Source organism: Rhizobium sp. 01N424, assembly GCF_056399485.1.
Map to the genome: position 1 here is coordinate 1 of NZ_JBFTRK010000050.1, position 401 is coordinate 401.

General features: G+C 66.2%; 1 protein-coding gene. It reads right to left on the reverse strand.

The features are described 5' to 3' along the window. A partial coding sequence (locus AC1DNK_RS30030; RefSeq protein WP_477944886.1) for a proteasome accessory factor PafA2 family protein occupies nt 1-314 on the reverse strand: 314 nt, incomplete at its 3' end. Nucleotides 315-401 lie beyond the last annotated feature (87 nt).

The window sequence follows — 401 nt, forward strand, 5'->3', positions numbered from 1 at the left end:
GTGCCATTGAAACCCTCCGCCGCGAGCCGTTCCTGCGCCTCGTCCACGAGGTCGTCCAGGATCAGTTCCCCGGCCCGGTCGTGCGCGATCAGCTGGGCGAGGTCGTCGCACTCCGCGGTGGCGTACTCCGGGTGGGAGCCGACGTCGAGGTACAGCCTGGACCCGTTGGTCAGGAACACGTTGGAGGACCTCCCCCAGCTGACCACCTTGCGGAACAGGTAGCGGGCCACCTCTTCGGGGGCCAGCGGACGGGACTCYGGGCTGGAATAGGAAATCCCGAACTCGGTTTCGATGCCGAAAATGCGCTTGTCCATCTCAGTTCTCCTCAGCCAGCAATGCCGTGATGTCTGCGTCTTCAAGCCGGCGGAAGGCGCGGCGGGCGCCGCGGCTGCTTTCCGAGC